This window comes from Aequorivita capsosiphonis DSM 23843, from assembly GCF_000429125.1.
Lineage (GTDB): Bacteria > Bacteroidota > Bacteroidia > Flavobacteriales > Flavobacteriaceae > Aequorivita > Aequorivita capsosiphonis.
In genome coordinates this window covers 239,226-263,608 of the sequence record NZ_AUBG01000011.1, presented here as the reverse complement: position 1 = coordinate 263,608, position 24,383 = coordinate 239,226, and the positions used below count along the sequence as shown (strand labels likewise).

The 24,383-nt window shown below is 36.8% G+C and carries 25 protein-coding genes and 1 tRNA gene; 10 read left to right on the top strand and 16 right to left on the bottom strand.

The annotated features are described in order from the left end of the window. Positions 1–51: 51 nt before the first annotated feature. The 6 genes from G440_RS0110340 to G440_RS0110310 form a co-directional block, all read right to left on the bottom strand. A complete protein-coding gene (locus G440_RS0110340) occupies positions 52–336 on the bottom strand; it encodes a GIY-YIG nuclease family protein (protein ID WP_026451242.1) in 285 nt (94 codons plus the stop codon). Positions 337–379: 43 nt separating this feature from the next. Then, positions 380–453 (bottom strand) — tRNA-Asn (locus G440_RS0110335). A gap of 163 nt (positions 454–616) precedes the next feature. Then, positions 617–1,351 carry a tetratricopeptide repeat protein gene (locus tag G440_RS0110330; protein WP_026451241.1) on the bottom strand — a complete coding sequence of 245 codons (735 nt, stop codon included), beginning with the start codon at positions 1,349–1,351 and terminating at the stop codon, positions 617–619. Beyond that, positions 1,338–1,832 carry an RNA polymerase sigma factor gene (locus tag G440_RS0110325; protein WP_281170764.1) on the bottom strand — a complete coding sequence of 165 codons (495 nt, stop codon included), beginning with the start codon at positions 1,830–1,832 and terminating at the stop codon, positions 1,338–1,340. The genes G440_RS0110330 and G440_RS0110325 overlap by 14 nt, the downstream gene beginning before the upstream one ends. 346 nt (positions 1,833–2,178) lie before the next feature. Next, entirely contained in the window at positions 2,179–3,498 is a 1,320-nt protein-coding gene (gene rseP, locus G440_RS0110315) for an RIP metalloprotease RseP (RefSeq protein WP_026451239.1), read from the bottom strand. A gap of 759 nt (positions 3,499–4,257) precedes the next feature. Next, complete coding sequence (locus tag G440_RS0110310; RefSeq protein WP_026451238.1) at positions 4,258–6,189, bottom strand: M1 family metallopeptidase; 1,932 nt, start codon at positions 6,187–6,189, stop codon at positions 4,258–4,260. Positions 6,190–6,368: 179 nt separating this feature from the next. On the opposite strand from G440_RS0110310, the gene G440_RS0110305 reads away from it, so the two are divergent. The 3 genes from G440_RS0110305 (at position 6,369) to feoB (ending at position 9,702) form a co-directional block, all read left to right on the top strand. Further along, a complete protein-coding gene (locus G440_RS0110305) occupies positions 6,369–7,034 on the top strand; it encodes an SCO family protein (protein ID WP_026451237.1) in 666 nt (221 codons plus the stop codon). A gap of 299 nt (positions 7,035–7,333) precedes the next feature. Then, a complete protein-coding gene (locus G440_RS0110300; RefSeq protein WP_026451236.1) occupies positions 7,334–7,561 on the top strand; it encodes a FeoA family protein in 228 nt (75 codons plus the stop codon). Between the two features lie 41 nt (positions 7,562–7,602). Next, complete coding sequence (gene feoB, locus G440_RS0110295) at positions 7,603–9,702, top strand: ferrous iron transport protein B (RefSeq protein WP_026451235.1); 2,100 nt, start codon at positions 7,603–7,605, stop codon at positions 9,700–9,702. A gap of 548 nt (positions 9,703–10,250) precedes the next feature. Here feoB and G440_RS20695 read toward each other — a convergent pair. Next, positions 10,251–10,667: a hypothetical protein gene (locus tag G440_RS20695; protein WP_051285290.1), complete on the bottom strand. Its 417-nt coding sequence runs from the start codon at positions 10,665–10,667 to the stop codon at positions 10,251–10,253. Positions 10,668–11,036: 369 nt separating this feature from the next. On the opposite strand from G440_RS20695, the gene G440_RS21695 reads away from it, so the two are divergent. Together G440_RS21695 and G440_RS0110280 are read left to right on the top strand one after the other, a co-directional pair. Further along, positions 11,037–11,207 carry a DUF4160 domain-containing protein gene (locus tag G440_RS21695; RefSeq protein WP_211228195.1) on the top strand — a complete coding sequence of 57 codons (171 nt, stop codon included), beginning with the start codon at positions 11,037–11,039 and terminating at the stop codon, positions 11,205–11,207. Then, positions 11,188–11,427: a DUF2442 domain-containing protein gene (locus G440_RS0110280; RefSeq protein WP_034259340.1), complete on the top strand. Its 240-nt coding sequence runs from the start codon at positions 11,188–11,190 to the stop codon at positions 11,425–11,427. Before G440_RS21695 ends, G440_RS0110280 begins: the two co-directional genes overlap by 20 nt. A gap of 28 nt (positions 11,428–11,455) precedes the next feature. Here the strand turns inward: G440_RS0110280 and G440_RS0110275 are convergent, their stop codons facing one another. The 8 genes from G440_RS0110275 to G440_RS0110235 form a co-directional block, all read right to left on the bottom strand. Then, positions 11,456–13,333, bottom strand: coding sequence for an Nramp family divalent metal transporter (locus G440_RS0110275; RefSeq protein ID WP_026451232.1), 1,878 nt, complete (start codon positions 13,331–13,333; stop codon positions 11,456–11,458). A gap of 124 nt (positions 13,334–13,457) precedes the next feature. After that, the gene (locus tag G440_RS0110270; protein WP_026451231.1) at positions 13,458–14,618 is read right to left on the bottom strand and encodes a metal ABC transporter permease; all 1,161 of its coding nucleotides are present in this window, start codon (positions 14,616–14,618) and stop codon (positions 13,458–13,460) included. Continuing rightward, positions 14,611–15,732, bottom strand: a complete 1,122-nt coding sequence (locus G440_RS0110265; RefSeq protein WP_026451230.1) for a metal ABC transporter permease — start codon at positions 15,730–15,732, stop codon at positions 14,611–14,613. The genes G440_RS0110270 and G440_RS0110265 overlap by 8 nt, the downstream gene beginning before the upstream one ends. Before the next feature lie 75 nt (positions 15,733–15,807). After that, the gene (locus tag G440_RS0110260; RefSeq protein ID WP_245574849.1) at positions 15,808–16,314 is read right to left on the bottom strand and encodes a MepB family protein; all 507 of its coding nucleotides are present in this window, start codon (positions 16,312–16,314) and stop codon (positions 15,808–15,810) included. Between the two features lie 59 nt (positions 16,315–16,373). Further along, positions 16,374–17,111, bottom strand: a complete 738-nt coding sequence (locus tag G440_RS0110255) for a metal ABC transporter ATP-binding protein (protein ID WP_026451228.1) — start codon at positions 17,109–17,111, stop codon at positions 16,374–16,376. Between the two features lie 173 nt (positions 17,112–17,284). Beyond that, the gene (locus G440_RS0110245; protein ID WP_026451227.1) at positions 17,285–18,193 is read right to left on the bottom strand and encodes a metal ABC transporter solute-binding protein, Zn/Mn family; all 909 of its coding nucleotides are present in this window, start codon (positions 18,191–18,193) and stop codon (positions 17,285–17,287) included. Between the two features lie 66 nt (positions 18,194–18,259). Beyond that, entirely contained in the window at positions 18,260–18,913 is a 654-nt protein-coding gene (locus G440_RS0110240; protein WP_026451226.1) for a metal-dependent transcriptional regulator, read from the bottom strand. A 386-nt stretch (positions 18,914–19,299) separates the two neighbouring features. Then, on the bottom strand, positions 19,300–19,956 hold the full coding sequence (locus G440_RS0110235; RefSeq protein ID WP_026451225.1) for a metal-dependent transcriptional regulator: 657 nt from the start codon (positions 19,954–19,956) through the stop codon (positions 19,300–19,302). Positions 19,957–20,085: 129 nt separating this feature from the next. On the opposite strand from G440_RS0110235, the gene G440_RS21215 reads away from it, so the two are divergent. From G440_RS21215 to G440_RS19800, 3 genes are all read left to right on the top strand, one after another. Further along, the gene (locus G440_RS21215; RefSeq protein ID WP_157417934.1) at positions 20,086–20,253 is read left to right on the top strand and encodes a hypothetical protein; all 168 of its coding nucleotides are present in this window, start codon (positions 20,086–20,088) and stop codon (positions 20,251–20,253) included. Between the two features lie 79 nt (positions 20,254–20,332). After that, complete coding sequence (locus G440_RS0110225; RefSeq protein WP_026451224.1) at positions 20,333–21,778, top strand: leucyl aminopeptidase family protein; 1,446 nt, start codon at positions 20,333–20,335, stop codon at positions 21,776–21,778. Positions 21,779–22,319: 541 nt separating this feature from the next. Then, the gene (locus G440_RS19800) at positions 22,320–22,637 is read left to right on the top strand and encodes a hypothetical protein (protein WP_034259338.1); all 318 of its coding nucleotides are present in this window, start codon (positions 22,320–22,322) and stop codon (positions 22,635–22,637) included. Positions 22,638–22,739: 102 nt separating this feature from the next. On the opposite strand, the gene G440_RS0110215 is transcribed toward G440_RS19800, so the two are convergent. Next, entirely contained in the window at positions 22,740–23,471 is a 732-nt protein-coding gene (locus G440_RS0110215) for a TerB family tellurite resistance protein (protein WP_026451223.1), read from the bottom strand. A 247-nt stretch (positions 23,472–23,718) separates the two neighbouring features. Here G440_RS0110215 and G440_RS0110210 point away from each other — a divergent pair, with 247 nt between their 5' ends. Both G440_RS0110210 and G440_RS21210 read left to right on the top strand, forming a co-directional pair. Next, positions 23,719–24,129, top strand: a complete 411-nt coding sequence (locus G440_RS0110210) for a BrxA/BrxB family bacilliredoxin (RefSeq protein WP_026451222.1) — start codon at positions 23,719–23,721, stop codon at positions 24,127–24,129. 10 nt (positions 24,130–24,139) lie between these two features. Then, positions 24,140–24,367, top strand: coding sequence for a hypothetical protein (locus tag G440_RS21210; protein WP_157417933.1), 228 nt, complete (start codon positions 24,140–24,142; stop codon positions 24,365–24,367). Positions 24,368–24,383: the final 16 nt, after the last annotated feature.

Sequence of the window (24,383 nt, the reverse complement as noted above, 5' to 3'; positions counted from 1 at the left end):
TGGGCTCGAACCAACCCCGATAGCTATCGGGGCTCTGATTAACAATTTTTCCTATTTATATTTATCCAGTAGTTTTTCAACCATTTCTGAATATTTCTTAAGGTTTCTGATGTAAACCGAACTTTTCATTCTTTTGATATGGTTTTCAATACCGATGGCTTGTTTCTGAGATTGACAGTCTATTTTCAGAAACAGGACCCAATCGGCAGCATTATAGGTAAACTTTCGGGATTCGGAATTTTCGTGGAATACGGATCTGATATCAAAGTCTGAAGAGTACCCTGTATAGAATCTGGATAGTTTGTCTGAATGCAGTATGTAAACACAATAATCCATATAAAAACAAAAATCCCCGTCAAAATTGACAGGGATGTTTTTGCTCCTCCTCTTGGGCTCGAACCAAGGACCCTCTGATTAACAGTCAGATGCTCTAACCAACTGAGCTAAGGAGGAATTTATTCTTTACCATTTGCAGGTCTAAACCTGCAGAAGCAACCTCGTCGATTGCGTTGGCGGGTGCAAATATACCTATTTTTTGATTCCTTCAAAATAAAAAATAAAAAATTATGAAAATTATTTTTTTTAGGCTTCTGTGTTGTTTGAAAATTAAAGAAGCTTAGAGTTTTTTAATCTGCTTAAGTAGCTTTTTACCAGCGGTAGAACTGTTTTTAGAAAGGCTTTCCGTGGCTTCTTTAATTTTATTTTCTTTCAAGTATGCCAAGGCTAGATAATACTGAATATCTTCATAAAAAGCACTTTCAGTTTTTTTAGTAGCCAACTTCAGATAGTTTTCCGCTTGACGGGCATTTCCATTTGCCAAATTTGCTACTCCTAGAAAGTAAACTAAAGTATCGTTTTTTGGATTGGCAGCGTAAAGTGGTTCCCATCGTGAAATGGCTTCGGTATATTCCTTGCGTTTATAACTAACCATGCCATAGTAAAATTCGTATTGCGAAGCCGTCCCCATAGTGGTTGGAAGTCCGGGATCTGGTCTAAAATTTTCAGAAAACACCTTTTGTGCTGAATTTCCTGTGTAGAAAATAGCCCAAGCGCTAACGCCAATAAGTAATAAAATTGAGGCTGCCAAAGCAAACAGGCCGGGAGTGAGCCATTTTTTTTCCGGCTCTTCCACTATTTCAGCGTGATAGCCGTCTAATGACTTTCTTAAATTGTACTCCTCTACAACTCTGGCAATAGCTTTTTGCTCTTCAAACATTTTGAAGAATTCTGGATCGATTTTTAAACGTTCTTTAAAATTAACCAACTGGGTATCATCAAGCTTTCCTAATAGATAGTTATCTATAAGCTCTTGGGTTTCTTGACTAAGCGGTATGTTTTTATTGGGATTCATTGGGGATATTTTGGGTCATTTTTTTCAATTCCTCCTGGCAACGATATTTTGCATTTCGTGCGGAGGCCGCGTCCATTTTCATTATCACGGCTATTTCTTTAAACGGTCTTCTTTCAAAATAGAATAGTTTTAATAACAACTGGCAACGTTCTCCTAGTTTGTCGATTGCAGTCATCAGCAGTTTGATTTTTTTGCTCTGTGTTTCAATTTCATCAATTTCAGAATCGTCATATTCAATTTCCCGATTTATAAAAGTGGTGTTTTTATATCTCGAGGATCGCAGGTGATCCATCCATTTATTTTTAGCTATTTTATAAATATAACCGTTGATGGCGGTTTCACTTTTCGCAGTAAACTTATCGTTTTTTACATTGCGCCACATCGCCAAAAAAGCTTCTTGATAAACATCTTTTGCTTGCTGTTCATTGCCACTATTCTTAAGAACGTAACGTTTTACTTTAATAAAATTCACTTTATACAATTCCTTTAACGTTGTGGCATCATTTTGTTTAATGAGTGCTACCGTTTCGTTAAATGGCGAATTATATGTTTTTAGATCTTTGATTTTCTGTATTATTTCTTGAACAACACAGAAAGATACAATATATCCGCAATGGATTTATATATTTTTTGCAACTTAGATAAGTGGATGCTTTTTTTCGTTTAAATGAAGGCATCCAAGGTATTTTTAGTGGCAAAACTTCAAAAATCGACTTTGGACTTACCTACACATCGATAAAGGATTTAAAATGTCATCAAAATATTTCAAAAAAAAATACTCCAGAACTATTCCTGAAGTATTTTTAAAATGATAATTCGTTATTCTTTTATTCGAAGAGCCAACGATAAATATCGTTTCCGTTCGCAAACAGCACCAAAGCAATCAAAATAAAGAAACCTACCATCTGGGCATATTCCATGAACTTGTCGCCAGGCTTACGGCCACTGACAATTTCATATAACAGGAAGGCTACGTGACCACCGTCCAATGCAGGGATAGGTAGAATATTCATAAATGCTAAAATGATCGATATTAAAGCCGTGGTTGCCCAAAAGCTCTGCCAGTTCCAAACACCTGGGAACATATTGCCAATGGCGCCAAAACCACCCACTTGTGTAGCACCTTTTTTAGTAAAGACGTACTTAAATTGGGCTACATAATCTCTTAAAGTGTAATAACCATAACTGAAACCTCCAGTAATACTTTCGCCAAGGTTATAGTCTATCTTCGTTTGCCCAATTCCTTGAGAGGCATACATAATGCCAATATCTCCCTCCTCATTTGGCATGATTTTCAAAGTGTCTTGAGTATTCCCTCTTAAAATGACAATTTTCTTTTCTGCAATTTTTTCTTTGTCAAAAGCTTTCTCAAATTGATGGCGATATTCTACCTTTTGGCCATTGATAGCGATAATTTTGTCCGAAGCCAATAACCCAGCTTTGTGTGCGGAACCTTCTGGAAATATTGAGTCGAGTTTAATCTTTTGTATTGGCTCAAACGGAATCATTATCCCATTTTCAAACATTTTTGATCCTGCATCTTCTGGAACTTGAATAGTCGCGACACTTCCATCTGCATGTTTCACTTCAACATTGGAAACATCTCTAAGGAAAATATTGCGGTTTATTTGCCACATATCGTCCAGAGGCTCTCCATTTATCTTTAAGATCAGATCTCCATCCTGGAAGCCGTATTCCTTAAATTGTTCGGTAACGGCAAAGCCTTGAGGAAGATCTTCGGTAGTCGTTATATCTCTTCCGTAGACATATAAAATACCCATATAGATAACAAAACCAACAATAATGTTGACGGTTACACCACCTAGCATTATAATAAGACGTTGCCAAGCCGGTTTACTTCGGAACTCCCACGGTTGAGGTGGCTGTGCCATCTGTTCCTTGTCCATGCTTTCGTCGATCATCCCGGATATTTTTATATAACCGCCCAACGGAAGCCAGCCAATTCCGTAAACGGTATCGCCAATTTTCTTTTTGAAGAGTGAGAATTTCACATCAAAGAAAAGGTAGAATTTCTCCACCCGCGTTTTAAACAATTTGGCAGGAATAAAATGCCCGAATTCGTGAAGAACAATTAATAAGGATAAACTTAAAAGTAGTTGTATAGCTTTAACAGCAAATGGACTCATAGCGTCTTGATCTTGAATAGATAATTAAATAGAATAGTCTCGATTTTTAAGTACTCGTTACCAAAATGGAGTCTAATTTTTTGACTGATTTCAGTAAACCTCCATAGAGGCTCCCGACAAAAAAAATCGGAAGTTGGGTAAAAAATCGCACAAAAGTAGTCTTTTAGAACTTGCAAAAAAAATAAGCGACCGTCTTGGCCGCTTATTTTTTATATATTCATACATCTAGTTAGTGAAAGTTTGCCACGAATACACGAATAATTATTGCATTCGATTCTTGAATCTGATGGTAGCTAGTGGTCTAAGATTAAATCAATACTCTTTCTAGGTTTATTCCACAATTCGTGTCTTTCTGATAAGTAAAGCGTCCTAATCTGTACAGCGAATAAAAGTAATACGTTTATTCGTGATAATTGAATTGGGCTTCTTCTCGCATAGTAGGAGAACTATTCGTGCATTTGTGGCAATAAAACCGACCTCCTTCACAAAGCAACCAATTCAATTCGTGTATTCACGATAAGAAAACCGTCCTGCTACATACAGCGAATAAAAACAATTCGTGCATTCGTGGCATTAGAACCATCTTGCTCCGTACAGAGCATAAATCAATTCGTGCATTTGTGGCAAGAAAATCATCCTCCTCCGTAAAACAACCAATTCAATTCGTGTATTCGTGGTGAAAAAATTGAACTCTTCCGTACAGAGCATAATTTCAAATTCGTGTATTCGTGGAAAGAACCCTTCTTACTCCCAAAAACCCTAATTCTTCATAATCGTTTTATTGATAACCCCTCCTGATGTCTCCACTTGAAAGAAAAGTATTCCTTTCGCAAACTTAGAAACATCTACGGTTTCTGAATATTTTTCAGAATATAGTAATTGACCTAAAGCATTAAAGATTCGTATTGAATCCACCTGTAAGGCCTTTGGTTTTTGAAGATTGATAAGACCAGATGTTGGACTTGGATACAGAATAAGCTGTTGGTCGAAAAATAAATCATTTGTTCCTAAAACTACTTGATTGTTTTTTGAGATGATGTCGTACTCAGGATCAAATTGAACGGATTGAACCGTAAACGGTACATCTGCCTCAAATGTTTGATTGTTTGAAGTATTATCAAAAACTAAATCCAAAGTTTCGCCTTGTGTTCCGTTAAATCTTAAGGGTACGGGCACTTCAAAATAGGAAACCGATGAATGACTTTGTGTTTGCGATATTTCCACGTTAATCTGTCCGGTATTCCCTGGGTTCCACTCTATGGTAAAGCTCGGGTAGCCTTCCCCGTAGATCCAATCATTAAAAAACTCGGTAAGATCTTCGCCACTTGCAGCTTCCATATTTCTAATAAGGTCTGGAGTTTTTGCGTAGCCATAAGAAAGAAGGGGATCGTTCAAGTAATCTTTTAGACCTTGAAAGAAAACAGTGTCGCCTAATTTTTTCCGAAGCATATGAATTACCATCGAAGCCTTGTCATAGGAAAGTCTGCTGCTAAAAATCCGGCTTACAGAGGTGCTGTCTTGTGCTGGAATATAAACAGAACCGTCTGGGTACTGGGTTGTATAATAGATTTGATTCTCTTTCCAACTTCTAAAATCGGACTCACCGTCTAAATTTTCAACAACCATCCCATCCATATATGTCGCAAAACCTTCATTTAACCATACATCGCGCCAGCTTCCACAAGTAACTTTGTCTCCAAACCACTGATGGCCCAGTTCGTGGGCAATTAAACCGCGACCAAGACTTCCCATAAAAGAAACAGTAGTGTGTTCCATGCCGCCGCCCCATCCAAATTGCGCGTGACCGTATTTTTCATTTGCATAAGGATAAGGTTCAAATTTATCTGCAAATAGATTGATAATATCTACGGTAACCGGAGTGCGCGTTTGGGCATAACTAAGATCTTCGGGGTAAATGTAGTTTACTATGTCAAAAGGGTTTCCATTATTGGCCACCGTATGGGAATAAACAGAATAGTTGGTAACCGCTATGGCAACCAGATAAGCGGGAATAGGATGTCCGTGACGATAATGGGTGGTTTTATTAGTGCCGTTTATAGTTTGGCTCAACTCCAGTCCGTTTGAGACGGCTATGTATTCTTCATTGAATTGATTGAATCTTGGTGAAGTTATATAAACATCTATTAAATCTGTTTTATCAGTCAAATCCTGTTTGCAAGGCCACCAAGCTTTTGCGCCGAAGGGTTCTGAAAGTGTCCACATTACTGGTCTGCCATTGTGCGTATCTATTTCAAAAGAACCAAAACCAGAACTTATTGGGTTTCCCGAATAACTGATGGAAAGCGAATCCAAAACACCTTGATTCTGCATTTGTGGAAGTGTTATTACCACCTCATCATCATTGTTCTGTGTAAAAGAAAGGGAATTGCCTCGCTGAAGCACCTCTGAAACCGTCATATTGTTGACTAATTCAAAAGTTACAGAATTCATGTTTTCCTTGGCTTCAAAATGGGATGTTACTTTCCCTGAAATAAAAGCCTGGGTTGGATCTACGTCCAATTCTAAACGGGCATATTTAATGTCATAGTTGTCCGTATTCATATTCCTGGCCGTAGTGAAAAGACCGGAAGCTGCTTTGGCTTCGGCTTCACTAATATCATTCGTTCTGAAATTTTGTGAAAAGGATATAAAGGAAATTAAAATTAAAATGGGAAGTACAAGTTTTTTCATCGAATCTGTGTGTTTAGTTACTATTTTGCCGAAAGTCACAAATCGATTCCAAAGTATGGGTAGAGAAGAAATCAAAACGCATATCCCAACAAAAATAAGGATGTTAAATGTATTCATTTTGACGTAATTCAGGCCTATTTTTGCGTCAAAATCATTTATATAGTCTAAAATTTAACGCGATGCTTACTTTTTTTAAGAAATATAAATTCTTTGCAATTTTTTTTCTTGTGCTTTCTTCTGTTATTATTCTGGTCATTTATCGAGTTATGATACCGAAAGAGGTCTTGAAAGTCTATCAACCTGCAGATGTTTCCACCGAACTTGTTGATTCTACGCTTCAATATGTAAAAAGGTATCATACTATTGCAGATTTCAGTTTGGTAAACCAGAATGGGAAAATTATCACTCAAGACGACTATAAAGATAAAATTTATGTGGCCGACTTCTTCTTTACAACCTGCCAGACCATCTGTCCGATAATGACCGATCATATGGTAGAGATTCAAAAGCAATTAAAAAATGATAACAAAGTTTTATTGTTGTCGCATACCGTAACCCCAGAAATTGATAGCGTGCCACAGCTGAAGAAATACGCTTTGGAAAAAGGCGTTGATGATGCAAAATGGAATTTAGTTACTGGCGATAAAAAGGAAATCTACGATCTTGCGAGAAAGTCTTATTTAGCTGCCAAAGACATTCCATTTGAGGAATACGACTTGATTCACACCGAAAATTTCGTACTTGTAGATAGAAAGAAACGAATTCGTGGATTTTATGACGGTACCGATCCAGATGCCATCAAAACGCTGCTACACGATATTGAAGTATTAGAAAAGGAAAAATGATTCAGACCTTAATTGCGTGATGGTCAGTTGTTCGTGTTTTGTGATTTCCGTGTCTATATAGAGAAGAAGTATTTTTTTAAGCTAAAATACACGCTCAGCGATACATACCGGGTTGAAGAATCTCGTAAGAATAGTATGATGACTCATGACAATTTGAGAAAATATTTTTCAATTTTTCCTGTAAGAGCTTACAGAAAATACCGGTTTAATGACTTCCGAAACAATTAAGAATTCTTCCTTTTCCATTCTAAAATAAAACCATTACTTTTGCCTTGTTTAAATTCAATCTAAATAAAAAGATGGCTCTAACAATCGCTTCATTAAAAAAAGGGCAGCGCGCTATTATCAAGGATTTTTCCGTAGATGTGGTTCCCTTAAAACTTTTGGAAATGGGTTGTCTTCCAGGCAATGAAGTGTCTTTGGTTCAAATTGCACCGTTTAACGACCCTTTATATCTCAATATTAACGGCAGCCACCTTGCTATTAGAAGAGAAACTGCCTGTAATATAGAAATTGAGTTGTTATAATTTTAAAATTTCATCCGCCAGTTATAGAGCGGAGTCGAAGTATGGCAAAACATATAAACGTTGCACTTGTTGGAAATCCGAATACTGGTAAAACCTCTGTTTTTAATAGGTTAACTGGTTTGAACCAAAAAGTAGGAAACTATCCCGGAATTACTGTTGAAAAGAAACAAGGTAACTGCAAATTTGGTAGGGCTTGTAAGGTTCACGTTTTAGATTTACCTGGAACTTACAGTTTGAATGCTTCCTCCTTGGACGAAAATGTAGTGATCGAATTGCTACTGAACAAAAACGATAAGGATTTTCCTGATGTTGCTGTAGTAGTGGCAGATATAGAGAATCTGAAACGAAACCTCTTGCTTTTTACGCAGATTAAAGACTTGGGAATCCCCACGATTCTTGCAATCAATATGTCTGACAGGATGAAGCGGAAAGCAATTACGCTAGATATTCCTCTACTTGAAGAAAAATTAAACACTAAAATTGCCTTAATCAGCTCGAGAAAAAATCTTGGATTTGATTATCTAAAGGAACTTATTGAAAATTACAATCAACTTCCTACTAGACCTTGTTTGAACGCCTCTGAAATCGCACCTGAGTATTTTGACCGATTGCGAAACGCTTTCCCAAATCAAGACCTTTACAAGCTTTGGCTGGTGATAACCCAAGATGTGAATTTTGGAAAACTAGATCGTAAGGAACTTAAAGGTGTTGCTTCATTTCAAACAGAATCTCCTAGCAACTTGAAACGGCTTCAGCAAAAGGAAACCGTTATACGTTATAAATTTATCAATGACACGCTAAAGGAAACACTTCACATTGATGCCGCTAATGCCAAGGATTTAAGAAGTCGTTTAGATCGAGTTTTGACCCACAAAGTTTGGGGATATGTTATTTTCTTTTCGATATTAATGCTTATTTTTCAAGCCATTTTTGATTGGAGCGAATATCCGATGGATTTTATTGACCGCTCTTTCGCCTCTTTAAGCGAATGGACTAAAAATGCGATGCCTGCGGGGCAATTCACCAACTTGGTTTCCGAAGGAATCATTCCGGGAATAGGTGGAATTGTAATTTTTATTCCACAAATTGCCTTCCTTTTCCTCTTTATTTCAATTTTGGAAGAAACGGGCTATATGAGTCGCGTGGTGTTTTTAATGGATAAGCTTATGCGACGTTTCGGATTAAGCGGAAAAAGTGTTGTGCCGTTAGTTGCTGGAACCGCTTGTGCTATTCCTGCAATTATGGCTACCCGAAATATCGAAAACTGGAAAGAAAGGCTAATAACTATTTTAGTGACGCCATTTACTACTTGTTCTGCGCGTTTACCCGTTTATCTGATTATCATTTCCTTGGTAATTCCTGACACGCGCGTATTGGGAATCTTTAGCCTTCAAGGGATTACTTTAATGTTTATGTATATTCTAGGATTTGGCGCGGCTATTCTTTCAGCTTACATTTTAGATAAAATATTGAAAATAAGCACGAAAAGTTTCTTTTTGGTTGAAATGCCTAATTATAAACTTCCCTTGCCCAAAAACGTTCTTATAACTGTAATTGAAAAAACTAAGGCATTTGTGTATGGCGCAGGAAAAATTATTCTTGCCATTTCAATTATCCTTTGGGTTTTGGCTTCCTATGGACCAGGCGATTTTAATAATGCCGAACAAATCATTGAAACCGAATACGCTTCTCAAAATCTTTCAGAAAAGGAATTAGAGATGCACGTTGAATCATTTAAACTGGAACATTCCTACATTGGACATGTTGGTCATTTTATTGAACCAGCGGTGAGGCCATTGGGCTACGATTGGAAGATTGGGATTGCGCTGGTAACTTCCTTTGCGGCACGTGAAGTATTTGTTGGAACACTTGCCACTATTTATAGTGTTGGAAGCGATGATGAACAAACCATAAAAAGTAGAATGGCGGCTGAGGTAAATCCTATTTTGGGCGGACCTCTATTTAATTTTGCCAGTGGAATTTCACTGTTGTTGTTTTACGCTTTTGCGATGCAGTGTATGAGTACGCTTGCCATTGTAAAACGAGAAACCAATACGTGGAAATGGCCAATGTGGCAATTGGTTGTAATGACAGCCATTGCTTATGTTTTTGCTCTTGTGGCCTATCAAACTTTAAAGTAAAGTAATACTTCATTTAGCTCCTTCCCCCTTTTTTAGGGGAAGGTGGCATATATTCCGCGAAGAAGGAATATATGACGGAAGGGGTAAACCCTTCACAAATTTTTAAAATTTAAACAGTATGCAAACAATATTAGTTTTAATAGCATTTTTACTCGCAGTGGGTTTTTTAATAACTCAGTTTATTTGGAACCCGTTTAAATCTACAAAAACTGCCAAAAATAAAGTGGGAGATCACTCCGATTGCAGCAAATGCAGTTTTCACTGATTATTTTTTATAAATAAGCGAGTAACTCTTAATTTTATTTCATTACGTCAATAACAGTACTTTCTCCTCTCCTTTGGGGAGGCTGGGAGGGGATTTTGAGGTTAGGGAAAATTGAATATCTTTGTACTATGCAAACAATCTTAGTCTTAATTACGTTTTCTATCGCTGCAGGCTTTTTATTGAAAAAGTTTGTTTGGAACCCTATTTTTGAATCACGCAGAAATTCAAGTGAAACGCTTGATGGTGGAAAAACCAAGTGTGGCAAAAGCGATTGTGGATGTCATTAATTATTTTTCTCCTCACAAATCAATAAAGTATATCCAGAATTTTTTCCTGTCTTTTCTGAAGTAGGATAAGGATTTAACGTCAATCCATTAATGGCAAATTTTGAAGAGCTATAAAGATTGGTGTTTTTTTCTTCGCCTGGCTTTACTTCGCCAAAAGTAAGGGTTTTCTCTTCTGTTTTTCCATTGGAAGTTACTTCAGCCTTGACAATGGCTCGTCCTGCCCAAATACAATTTACATTTTCTGGACAACGGGAATCTTCTACCACTTCTAAAAATTTAACCGATACCCCTTTTAAAACCACAGTTTCACCCAATGAAACTTTCACTCCAATTTGAGGGATTTTGGCAGATTCTTCTTGCCCAAAGACAAAGCTTGAAAAAAGGATTATAATTGCTAAAAGAGAATTTTTCATTTTTAAAATTTTTATAAGTTTTAAAGATACATTAAAAAATTATTCCAGAAAATTAGAAACTTGATAGGTTTTCATAAAGCAGTGCTTCCTTTCAACTTAAGTTAAGAACTTGAAACGAGACACTTCAATTTATTGGGGAAGTTTTTGCAGGGATATGAAAATGAAAATCATTTCGCCAGAAACGATAGTTTTTAAAATAAACGAAGTATTTTAAGTAGAGTTTGAGCGCTTTTGTAATTTAAAATCATTTTTACGCTTCAGAAAATATTGATATAAATTCCTTAACTTGCACTAAAGTAGATAGCTATGCCGACCTTATTTATCGTTTTTGGTATGCGATTTTTCTTTTAACCGAACGAACATTTACCTATTCACATACACGTTAGGAATGCGGATGGAGAAGCAAGGTTTGAAGTTGGAAAAATTAAATTAATATCAAACAAAGGTTTAAGGAACAGAGATATCAAGTTGGAAGAAGGAATAATCCAGGAAAATAGAGAGATTATAATTGAAAATTGGAATGAACACTTTAGAAGATAACATAAAAATAAGACAGCTTTGGTTTACAGAATCAGAGATCTATATAGAGACTAGTGATGGCCTGAAGATGAGCCATCCTTTATCGTGGTTCCCAAGGCTGCAAAACGCATCAAAGGAGGAACGAGAAAACTATGAACTCTCTCCTTTCGGAATTCACTGGCCAACACTCGATGAAGATTTGAGCTTTAACGGCTTTTTTGATTATAAAAAAGAGTGCTAATCTAAAAATTCAGTAAGGTCTTCCAATATTATACTATAAAAATAGGAATCTTAACCCTATGCCGAACACTATCAACAGTTGTTCCAAAAAGTAAGTCCTTAAATCCTTTATGTCCGTGGCCACCCAAAACCAATAAATCAAATTCGGAAGCATTCACAATCTTTGGAATGCTCTTTTTCGGAGAGCCAAAACCGAGTTCAACCGATACTTTAAAACCTTTTTCTTCTAACTTTTCTTTATAGGTGTTTAAGAATTTTTCATCGCTTTCGGTTTCATAATCGTCAATCTCATCACCATAAATCATGGCTCCTGGAGTTTCTACAATATGAATAAGGGTATATTCTGCATCCTTCCCTCCTAATTGCAAAGCTGCGGAAATACTCTTTTCATCGGAAGTTGAAAAATCTACTGGAACAGCAATCTTTTTATAGGAAAGAGGTTGAGCAAGCTCATCCACTTTAGCGTCAAGAATGTGCGGCACTAATTTTCTAGTGCCATTGATATCCTTAACCGTCGTTTTAAAAGTGATATAAATTAATAATATCGCGGCGCCAACTGCTATTGGAACGACGAAAACCCAGATATAAATGGGATTGTCAGTAGTTTTTAGCCAGTTTGTTATTTCATCAATTACCAATTTCGCGTTAAGTAGTACTATGATTATGGTTACTAACCAGGATGCAATCCGCAATGGCCATTTTATATTGAATTCGCCCATCAGCTTTTTACTACTCACAAAATGAATTAGTGGAATTATGGCGAATCCAAGCTGTAAACTGAGTACAACTTGGCTTAAAACTAATAATCGTCCTGTGCCACTGATACCAAAATAGATCACGGTTAAAAGCGCTGGGATAATTGCCAACATCCGGGTTATCAATCTACGAACCCAAGGCTGAATTCGTAAATTTAAGTGACCTTCCATCACAATTTGTCCGGCTAATGTTCCAGTTAGTGTACTACTCTGACCAGCGGCAATCAAGGCTATTGCAAAAAATGCCGGAGCTATCTTTGATCCCAATAAGGGTTCCAAAAGAGCGTGTGCATCTTGAATTTCGGCTACTTCGTATAACCCATTTTTAAAAAACACGGAGGCAGCTAATATCAAAATGGCGGCATTTACAAAAAATGCAAGATTAAGTGCAATCGCCGAATCGATAAAGTTGTATTTCAAGGCTTGTTTAATTCCCTTTTTGGTACGTTCTATTTTTCTAGACTGTACAATGGAAGAATGTAAGTACAGGTTGTGCGGCATTACTGTTGCTCCAATAATACCAATGGCAATATAAAGGGCGTTGCTATCTGGAATCGAAGGGACAAAGCCAGCCATCAGATCGCCCATATCAGGTTTTGCAAAAAGCATTTCCACAAAAAAAGATCCTCCAATGATAAAAATTAGGCCAATAATAAAAACTTCCATCTTCCGCATTCCTTTATTCAAAAGGAATAAAAGCAGGAAGGTGTCCAGGGCAGTAATGGAAACTCCCCAAATCATTGGGAGTCCAAAAAGAAGGTTTAAACCAATTGCCATTCCTATTACTTCTGCGAGATCGCAGGCTACTATGGCAATTTCAGCGAGAACATAGAGTATAAAATTCACGAATGGATTATAGGCTTCCCGAGAGGCTTGGGCCAAATCTCGTCCTCGCACTACGCCTAAACGCGCGCAGAGACTTTGAAGCAAGAGTGCCATAATATTGCTCATTAACAATACCCAAATCAATTTGTATCCAAATTGACTTCCCCCCGCAATATCTGTGGCCCAGTTTCCCGGATCCATATAACCTACGCTCACTAAATAGGCGGGACCCAAAAAGGCGAGTAGTCGCTTCCAAGGCGATTTTTTGCCTGAAGTTTCAATGGTTCCGTGTACTTCTTCAAGAGATTTATGACTTCTTCTGTCCATCTCATTTTGAATTAATAGTTAATCAATCAGTGATAATTCTCAAAATTTTAGCTTTGTTGCTATCGTATTGTTTACTATTTCAATAGAAGGTTTTTCAAAATCTTGAACTAAGAACAGTTTATTTCTATCCTCGGAACAAGAAAAAGTCTTCTTTAATATGTTCTATTTTATCATCACGGTTTGTGAGTATATATTCTAAAGCCAAACCTGTAAAGTCCTTTCCCTTTTTTGTAAGGGAAACAATATCGTCCGTTATGGTGACCATATTATTTTTCAGTGCCAGATCTACCACGGATTTTGAACGCACTTTTTGCCAGTTAATATGTTCCTGTAAATGATTAATGTGGCGTTCTCTCTTTTCGGAATGGTTGTTAAGGTGAAGTAAAAATGTTATCAAAGAAACTTCAGTTCGTTGTTGTTTTTGTCTGTATAGCACTGAAAGCAGCCCTTTTTTTGGTGCAAATAGATAAACCACTAAAAAGATAATACCCAACATGGTGGTCATAGATCCTGAAATTGAAGCATCAAGAATGTTTGCCAACCAATAGCCGCTCACGGCTGAGAAAACTCCAAAAAATATGGACAGAACAATCATTTTCTTAAGATTCGTTGTCAAGAGATATGCTGTTGCTGCCGGCGCTATCATCAATGCCACTACTAAAATTGCACCTACAGCATCAAAGGCACCTACAATAGTTACTGATGATACAGACATAAGCCCATAATGCAGGACCATGGGTGAAAAGCCTAATGCTGAAGAGAGTCCTACATCAAATGTACTGACTTTTAATTCTTTGAAAAAGAGAATCAATAAAGTTGTTGAAATCAGCAAGATAGATCCCATAACCCATAACGATTTTGGTCCCATATCCATTCCTGAGATCAATACCCTGTCAAAAGGGGCAAAGGCAAGTTCTCCAAGTAAAACTGCATCAACATCCAAATGGACATCGTTTGCGTTTTTCGCAATTAGAATTACTCCAATACTAAAAAGTGTGGGAAAAACGAGTCCAATGGCAGTATCTTCTTTTACCAATCCTGTTTTTTGAATCATTTCAACCATAATCACGGTAATCACTCCCGTAAGAGCGGCTAACAATATTAATAATGGTGAATTTAAATCTTGGGTTATAAAGAAGCCGATGACAATTCCCGGTAAAATAGAATGACTAATGGCGTCGCTGATAAGTGCCATTTTCCGAAGTACTAAAAATACTCCTGGAATGGCGCAGGCTATTGCAACAACCGAAGCAATCAACTGTATTTCTAATTGTGCACTACTCATTGCTTTGTTGATTATAAAGATTCTTGGCTTCTTCGTAACCTTCTTTTGTCAATGACCATTCGTTACGTTTCAATTGAATCCAATTTTTCTCTTCCATTTTCTGTAAGGAACTTTTTGAAAACCCGTGGAAATTATTCAAAATCCGAATTGCGTGTGGATGTGAAATGTTTTCATGCGTCTTTGCAATGCCAAACATAAATTGAAGTGTCTTTTTTAACTGAAGATCATTTCTGTTTTTTCTAAATCGAATTTCCCTAAATAATATCCCTCTTCCGGGGGAAAAGATAAACGAGAACAGCACGAAAACGGCTGCTACTAATACAATTACAGGTCCTGTTGAAAGATTGTCTTGACTCGCACTTATTGCAGTTCCAAAAACTCCTGCCAAAGCACCAATTATTGCTGCCACAATTACCATTACTCCCAAACTATTGGTCCATTGCCTTGCAGCCGCGGCCGGAGCCAAAAGCATGGCACTCATTAAAACAACACCAACCGTTTGAAGCCCAAGAACAATTGCCAATACTATAAAAAAGGTAATAAGCGTATCGATAAACCGAACATTAAAGCCTAAAGTTTTGGTGTAATCCATATCAAAAAGCATGATTTTAAACTCCTTCCAAAACAATAGGAGAATCACGAGACAAACCCCCGTAACCCCAATCATTAAAAAAACATCGCTTTCCACCAAAGTTGCGGCTTGTCCGAATAGATATTTGTCCAATCCAGCTTGATTGGCGTTGGGTTGCTTTTGAATATAAGTGAGCAGCAACATACCAAAACCAAAGAATAAAGATAAAATCAATCCAAGTGCAGTATCGCTTTTAAGATGTGTTTTTGAAGTTATACCACGAATCCAGAAAGTACCAATCAAGCCAGCTACAAGAGCGCCGAGCATTAAAATATGAGTGTCTTTTGCACCCGTGATTAGGAATGCAATTGCAATACCTGGCAAGGCTGCGTGTGAAATAGCATCACCTAAAAGACTTTGCTTGCGCAAAACAGCAAAACTTCCCAACATACCACAGATTGCACCCAATACCGCTGTTCCCATAGTTATGGTTCGCAAGGTGTAATCGTGCCAGAGCAATGTAAAGTAATCAGTTATTGACATATTTAGTCGGTAGTCTTTAGTTGTAAGAGAGTAGTTGTTTTAGGCTTATATTTAATTTATCATTTTTGCTAATCATTAAGCTTTATATAGTTTCGCAACCTTTTTAAGATTGGTTGAATCATTGATTTCATAGAAATATTCCAACTGCCATTTTTGAGTTTGTTCTGCTTGTTTATTTTGTGCTATTTCCCAATTCGGATAAACTCGAAACCCTCTTTTTCCTTCTTTTTTATTTGTTGAGATTATTCCATTTTTAATCAATATGGATTTGGAAAAAACAAATTGTCCGAAGTCGTTTTCTCTTCGTGTATTCACAACATAAAAATCAAATTGGTCATTTTCATCGAGTGGCTCAATGATTCCATTTCCGTTTCTTTTCCAGAATGTTACGAATTGTCCAATTTTTTTAGGTGTTATTTTCGCACTTCTGCTAATTATATTTCTTTCATTTAGCTTAAATCGGCAAGCATCATATTCCTTACTTTCCTGCTCGAGTTTAAAGTCTGAAATTTCAAAAGCACACTTGTCATAAACTTCTGTTCTAAGATGGTTTAGATTAATATTCATTCTATTATTCTTCATTTTTATAGGATAGCAAGGTTTTCAATAAATCGATAATTCAAATTTCTCACCTCTCACCTCTATTTATTAACCGCCACCTTATAATTAATCCCATAAGTTTTGGTAAGATTGTCATCATTAAAAATATCCTTCACGGGTCCAGTTGCTATTTTCTTCACATTTAAAAAAGTAACCCAATCAAAATATTCGGGTACGGTTTGTAAATCGTGATGTACCACGACTAAGGTTTTTCCTGCTTTTCTCAATTCCTTCAGAATATTGATAATTGCAATTTCTGTAGTTGCATCAACACCTTGAAAGGGTTCATCCATAAAGTAAATGGATGCATCCTGAACCAAGGCTCGGGCTAGGAAAATACGTTGTTGCTGTCCGCCGCTAAGTTGGCTTATCTGTCTATTTTTAAAAGAGAGCATCCCCACTTTTTCCAAAGCTTCCAACGCGGCTTTCTTTTCTTTTTGTCCGGGACGTTTTATCCATCCTAAACTGCCGTAGGTTCCCATTAAAACCACATCGGCAGCGGTAGTTGGAAAATCCCAATCTACACTTCCTTTTTGAGGAACGTAAGCCACTAATTTACGCTGCTTTTCATAGGGCTTTCCAAAGATTGATACGCTACCCGCTATTGGTTTTATGATTCCCAGAATTGATTTTATTAATGTGGATTTACCTGCACCATTGGGTCCAACAATAGCCATTAACACGCCTTCGGGCACTTCGAGATCGATATCCCAAAGTACGGGTTTATAATTGTAGGCAACTGTTAGGTCGTCTACTTGGATGGCTAGTTTTTCATTCATGGTTTTTTATTATATAGCAGAGATTTTAAGATTAATACCTACATGGAAGCCTGCGGCAAGATACTTCGTCAAGTTCAGCATGTCACCTTTCAGGAATTCTTGTAATGCTTTTTTTCTACTTTCAAAATTCATTTGTATTAATCTCGATTTCAGTTTCGATTTCGATTTCATCTTTATTGCAGTGCCGTAATTATGGTTTTTACATTATACTTAAACATACCTATATACGTTCCTTCTTCTGTGCCAGCACTTCCTAAAGCATCGCTGTATAATGAACCGCCTATAGCAACATCGTGGTTTTTTGAAAGTACGGCCTCACGCAAAGCTTCAATAGTTCTTTTAGGAACCGAACTTTCTATAAAAATCGCCTTTACTTTATTAGTGATTATAAATTGTGATAGTCGTTGTACGTCTTGAACTCCTGCTTCCGTTGCCGTTGAAATTCCTTGCAGGCCAACTACCTCAAATCCGTATTCATTTCCGAAGTAATTAAATGCGTCATGTGCCGTTACCAAGATTCGTTTTTCTTTGGGAAGGGTTTCAATGGTTTCTCTTACTGAACGTTCAAGAGCGCTTAGCTTCTCCTGATATACATTGAAGTTCTCTTTATAGACTTCAGCATTTTCAGGATCAGTTTCAGATAAAACCTCCGTTACTTTTTGGGCGAATTGCTTAAAAAATTGAATATTAAACCAAACGTGTGGATCGTAATTTGAAGCAAACAATTTTGATGGAATCAGTTCATCTTTATTGAGCGATTCGCCAAGTCCAATGGTTTTTTTACCTCGTGCTTCCATTTTCTCAAAAACATCTACTAGTTTTCCTTCTAAATGTAAGCCGCTGTAAAATATAATATCGGCATGAAAGAGTTTTGAAACATCTCCTTCGCTTGCTTTATACAAGTGTGGATCTACACCAGCTCCCATTAAACCTTCAACATCTACGGCATCTCCACCAATATTCTTTACCAAATCGGTGAGCATGGTTGTTGTAGTCACTATTTTAAGCTTGCCATTTTCTTCGGAAGCATTTTTGCATCCAATAAAAATCGTAATTAAACTAAGTACTAGGAGTTTCTTCATACTTTGCATTCGTTTTTGAACTTTTTTCCTTGGCTTTTAATTACCAAGTAATTATTATTTTAAGATTTAAATGGTCTGAACGTAAAGATTTTCAGCAATTAGTTTCGAAATAAAAAATTGTTCGTTTCCCACTGAAATAACCATAGAGCCGTCGAAAAATTCTTTTCCCAAAACATTTATTTTCGTTCCGATGGCGATTTTCTTTTTATCCAAATATTGTAAAAATCCGCCACTGCTTTCTTTTACGCCCACACAAACACCACTGTGGTTTTTCTCTAATTCTGAAAGCAATTTTTTCTCCGTTCGTTTTAAAACGCCGTCTTTGTCAGGGATGGGATCGCCGTGAGGGTCAAAATCTGGGTTTCCTAAAAAATTATCCAGACGCGTTATTAACTCATCAGATTTTATATGTTCCAATTGTTCGGCTATTTCGTGAACTTCATCCCAATGAAAATTGAGTTTTTCTACCAAGAAAACCTCCCAAAGACGATGCTTTCTTATTACGCCAGCTGCTATTTTTCTTCCTTTCTCCGTGAGCTGCGCTCCTTTGTAACGCTTATAAATCAGCATTTTCTTTTCTGCTAATTTTTTTACCATATCCGTTACCGAAGACGGTTTGGTTTCCATGCGCTCAGCAATAGCATTAGTGCTAACTTCGTCTTCACTTTCCAAATCCAAATGGAATATGGCTTTCAGATAATTTTCTTCGGCTAGGGTCATTATAAATTTCTATATATGCAAAGATATATTTTTTTGGGAAGAAATATATTTTTAGCTTAGTCTAAATATGTAAACTTAGTTTGTTTAAGTTGTTTCCTTGGGCATAGCTCCACACCGTGAGAATATATTATGGAAGTACTGAGACCATTTAACTTGAGGAGTAAAATGTATAGAAACGAAAAAACTAAACCGAAGAAGCGCAATTTATAAAATCACACTAATGAATGCGAAGGAAGTAGTTATGCCGTCTTCATTGCTATCACCTACTTTTTTGATAAAAAATAAATATTATGCAAGGGCGCGTTATTTCAATATTTGAATGCAGAACAGTTATCTAAAACTTTAATAACTCTTAAAGCGAAACCATTATAGCTTTAAAAAGTAATTTATAAAAATTCCACAAACAGATTGGCCGCCATTTTAGCCGAAAGTTGCAGTGGCTTGCCATCAATCTCAATATCCAGCGCAGCATCAAACGCCTCTTTATCATTTATTTTGAAATTGGAATTTATGCCGATTTCTAGTTTATCCAAATACTTTAGAAATATTGGCGAGGAATCTTTAACACCTACAATCACACCTTTTGCACCTATTTCACATTCGGAAAGTACCGACTTATTTTCCTTTGGAAATGTGCCATCTTTACAAGGAATGGGATCGCCGTGCGGATCAGCTTTGGGGTAATCCAATAGTTTATCAATGGCATCAACTAGTTTTTCACTTTGAATGTGTTCCAGTTGTTCCGCTACATCGTGCACCTCATCCCAGTTGAAGTCTAGGCGTTCCACTAAAAATGATTCCCACAAACGATGCTTGCGTATCACTTTTAAAGCTTGTTCAGTACCTTTTTCAGTAAGTGTGGCGCCGTAATATTTTTTATAAGAAACTAGGTTTTTACCCGCCAATTTTTTGACCATTTCCGTTACTGACGCAGCTTTTGTATCTAATGATTCTGCCAAGCTGTTGGTAGAAACTCCATCTTTAGCATCTTGTTGCAGGTGAAAAATGGCTTTTAAATAGTTTTCTTCTGATCGTGTAAACATACCTCAATTAAGTAAAGTGTAAATATAAGATTAATATTATCATAAAATAATAGTTAGGATGCCCTAAATATTTTTTCAAAGGACCTAAATTTTCTACCTTTGAGATAAAAATAAACTAAAAAAGGACAAATGGAATTCGCAATAAACCTCCTTCAAGAACATAAAAAAGTAATTGACCGAAATGTAAAAAGCAATGATCTAATGCAGAAAGATATATCACTTGCGTCGCGCGAGCTTTCAAAAGTCAGTGAGCTAAAAAAAGCGATCAAAATTTTAAAACTAAGCAACAAAAAGTAGCTGAGAAATTACTTCCATAATCCAATATTCAAAAGCGCAAAAAAGTGTATATTGATTTTCTAATTTTAACTATATCAATTTGAAAAATTCCTATCTAAACCTTGAACTAGTATCCTATAATTCCAAGAGTGAAAGTCTAGAAAACTCCTGTAGAATTGTTTTTATTTCCGAAGAAAAACAATTGGAGAAATACGACTTGAATACGTCCTTATCCAAAAAAATAGCCGCTGCTTTCGAGAAGGATAAAGACGAGGTAATTACCTCCTTTGGAGATTCACAAAGTTTTTGGGTTGTCGCAACTTCTGAGGATTCTGAACAAAATAGAAAATTGGGTATTACTTTATATAAAGCCTTAAAAAAGGAAAATTGCACTATTTCATATTTGGAAGGTCTGAACGATTTGCCCAATTCTCAAAAAAACTCCTTTTTAGAAGGCTTGCTTATGGGAAGCTATCAGTTCAGTTCTTATCACAAGAAAAATGACAGGAAAGAACTAAAAGTTTATATTTTAAACGAAACTTCTTCTGAAACGACAATAAAAAAAGTAACCAATTTAATTAATGGAGTTGCACTTACACGTACATTAGTAAATGAACCGCCTAATAAACTGGATTCTGTAAAGTTTTCAGAAAGAATAGTTGAGGCCGGAAAAAAATATGGTTTCGAAACCGAAATTTTACAGAAAGATAAGATTGTTGCGCTAGGAATGGGCGGGCTTTTGGGAGTAAACCAAGGATCGGAAGTGCCACCAACTTTTAATATTATGACCTATAAGCCCAAAAACGCAATCAACAAGCAACCGCTTGTTTTGGTTGGAAAAGGGGTGACTTTTGATACCGGAGGATATTCCCTAAAAACCGGTGGACATATGTCCTCTATGAAAGCAGATATGGGTGGAGCTGCTACGGTTGTAGGAATTATGGCTGCCGTGGCTATGAATGAACTTCCATATCACATAATCGGTCTGGTTCCGGCAACCGATAATAAAATTGATGGAAAAGCACTGTTGGTAGATGACGTTATAACCATGATGGATGGCACCACGGTAGAGATTCAAAACACCGATGCCGAAGGCCGACTTATATTGGCAGATGCCTTAATCTATGCCAAGCAATTCAAACCTGAACTTGTTATTGATATGGCTACATTAACAGGCGCTGCAGCGGCGATTACTGGACCGTTCGGGATTGCGATGGCTGGAAATCATCAAGAAAAAATGGATGAATTGAAGCGATCTGGCGAAACTACTTATGAGCGCCTTGTTCAACTGCCGTTTTGGAAGGAATTTGAAGAACTTTTAAAAAGTGACGTAGCCGATCTAAAAAATATTGGTGGTCCCGTTGGAGGTGCAAGTACCGCAGGAAAATTCTTAGAACACTTTACAGATTACGATTGGATTCACCTTGATATCGCCGGCCCTGCATTTTTAAAAGATGCTCAAGGATCGAATCCTTCAGGAGGAACTGGTATAGGCGTGCGACTTTTATATGATTTTATAAAATTAAGAGTGGAAAAATCCAATTAGAATTAAGGAATTTGTATATCCGTAATCAGTAATATGATTGATTTTGTCATATTGTGTGTTGATTTTTACATCCGTAAACAAATCTTTTGAAGATGACGAAATATGCCCTGAAAAGGCAACATACCATACCATTAGATAGGGCAGCGCCCTATCAGCACGTAAACCGGGCTAAGACCAGCCCTGAAAGGGCGGCATAAATGGCAGCCGTTCCATAATGTAGTTAATCATTGCGCCCTTTCAGGGCTTTGTGTTTCCCGGGTTTATCCCTACCGGGCGTTGCCCGATGTTAAGATATTACCTCCCTTTCAGGGCTGGTTTATCAATATTCTTTAAATTTTAGTTATATATTATGACCCTTTACGGACACCCAAAAAAGGAATTCATTTTCAATTACCACTGGCTTCAGTCACAAAAGATACTTTTCAATTGCCACGGGCTTCAGCCCGTAAAGTTGAGTCATTGATACTGGCTTTAGCCAAACTGTTTAAACTCTAGGCTTTAAGTAATATGTAATTTATTCGATCAATAAAATTTTGATACTTTGAAAAAAGACGATGATAAATTTGAAGCCTTGCTGTGGAGCTATAAAATAGTCACTTCAGAAAAACCGGTTCCTATTGAGAAACAAACTTATGAGGAATTGGAAAGCGATCTGGCTAAGTATCTCGACAATTTATTGGTAAGGGATTATAATAAACTAATAGCAATTTTATATAGAATTGATGTTTCACAAGAAAAAGCTGTGGCTGCACTTGCCGAAAATGCTTCGAAAGAAACTTCAGGGCAAACTTTGGCGCGATTGATAATTGCTAGACAACTTGAAAAAGTAATAACGAGAAAGAAATACAGAAAGGATTAAAAAACAAACCTCACAGGTCTCAAAGACCTGTGAGGTTTTATTAATTGTCTTCAAAATAATCGGTAGCTGAGTGTCTCGATTTTTCATCAAGACGTATCGAAGCTAAAGTCCCCGCTCCTTTTGAATTTGTTCGTAGGCTTCTTGAACTTTTTTAAACTTTTCCTCTCCACCTTTTCGGTGGGCTTCATCCAAATGCTGTAGTTTATCAGGATGGTATTTTTTAACCATAGTGCGGTAGGCCGTTTTAATTTCGGCAGCGGTGGCATTTCGGTCTATTTCTAGAATTTTATATGCGCTGTCCGGATTTTTAAAGAACATCGCTTTTATACTTTCAAAATCACGCGCATAAACGCCCAAGAAACCTGCGATTCTGTTTATTTCATTAACTTCTGCGGTTGAAACGCTGCCATCTGCATTCGCGATGCTAAACAAAAAGTGAAGAATTTGCAACCTACTTTCGTAACGCGTTCTTTGACGAAGCATCGCACCAATAGTTTGCGCAGAAATTTCTCTATTTTTTATTACTTCATTAAAAACCTTAAAAGTTGCATTGGCACGATCCTTCCCATAAGCCTGAACAAAGTATTGACGCACATAATCCAGTTCAGTCTGGCTCACATTGCCATCCGCTTTAATAACCAAGGAAGCCAAGGAAAGTAAGTTCAGTTCAAAATCGGCAGGAGTCACCTGTTGTTGTGAGCCTCCAAAGGAAGTCTGAAATGTTTTGCCTTTTACGTTAACGTTGTCTAAAAGGCTTCCTATAAAAAACCCTGCAATAGCACCTGGAAACCGATAAAAAAAATAACCGAGAACGGCCAATAGCCAACGAAGCATAAAAATTGTAATTTTTCTGAATTAGAGCCGTCAAAGGTAATGTTTTTAAAAACCAAAATTCAAATTCCAAATAAAAAAGGAAGCACCAAATCTCAATATCAAAATTCTAAAAGTAGTTTGTGTAAATAGTTGGGAATTTTGGAATTTGAAATTTCATCGCTGTTATTTGGGATTTATTTGAAAACATTTCGTTTTCAAATTTTGTATCTTTGCAACAAAATTTTAATACACTTTAAATACAAATAATATGTACCCAGCAGAATTAGTAAAACCAATGCGTGAGGACCTTACAAAAGTAGGTTTCACAGAATTACATACAGCGAATGATGTTGAAGAAGCATTGAAAAAAGAAGGAACTACTTTAGTGATTGTAAATTCGGTTTGCGGATGCGCAGCTGCAAATGCACGTCCAGGCGCAGCTATGTCACTTCAAAATGACAAAAAACCTACTAATTTAGTAACAGTTTTCGCAGGTGTTGACCGTGAGGCTGTTGATGCTGCACGTGCCAGTATGGTTCCATTTCCTCCAAGCTCGCCTTCAATGGCTTTGTTTAAAGATGGTGAATTGGTTCACATGTTAGAACGTCATCATATTGAAGGTCGTCCAGCACAGATGATCGCTGAAAACCTAAAAGACGCATATAACGAATATTGCTAAAAAAAGGGGTATGAAAATTACCAAACCATTTACTATCATTATCGGAATTTTGGCCCTTGGAGCCTTGGGTTATAACATTTATGACAACCCGACTGTTTCTCATTTGTTTGGAAAAGAAATAAACGATTGGCTTTATAGGGCCTTTTGGTTGGTGGTTATTGGCCTTTGTGTTTATAACTATATTCATATAGACCGAAATACATTGAAGAATAGGTCGAAGTCTAAATCGAAACATTAATCTTCAGTGAATAAAA